Here is a 439-nt window from a genome sequence, read left to right as displayed (position 1 = left end):
ACCTCGATCAGGCGGCGGTCCCCACTAGGCGACCTCGACACGATGTCGAACCCAGGATTAAAGTGCGGTTGCCTCTCCGGTTCCCAACCGCGGCTTTGCTCATAGCTGAGTACGGCCTTCATGGATGCGGCATCGATTAAGTCTGAAACGTGATCCAATACGGATGTCGCCCCTTCATCGCCATTTCCTCGGTTGCCACTACGCGACACGTAAGAAAGCATGCGTGAGCGCCGCACCTGACGCTCCGCCGTGACATCGCGACGCCGATGATCGTCACCTTTGAAGCGGCTACCGAATCCCCAGTTCTCACCATTCAACCTCGTCCCATTCGTCGTATTCGTGCGGCCTGCTTTCTCGCTGGCCGCCCCATGTTCGTCCGGGTCGGCTCCGAACGCGCCGCGACTGTACGCGGATTCATAGGCGTTGGCGTCTTGATCGA

1 protein-coding gene is annotated in these 439 nt (G+C 59.5%); it reads right to left on the bottom strand.

From position 1 onward, the window contains the following. The coding region (locus SB764_RS38370) for a protein NO VEIN domain-containing protein (protein WP_410866515.1) at positions 1 to 439 on the bottom strand (439 nt) is incomplete at both ends.

This window comes from Paraburkholderia sp. SIMBA_027, from assembly GCF_046535315.1.
Classification (GTDB): Bacteria; Pseudomonadota; Gammaproteobacteria; order Burkholderiales; family Burkholderiaceae; genus Paraburkholderia; species Paraburkholderia tropica.
The sequence above is the reverse complement of the archived record's forward strand: the minus strand, read 5'-3'. Positions and strand labels throughout refer to the sequence as shown.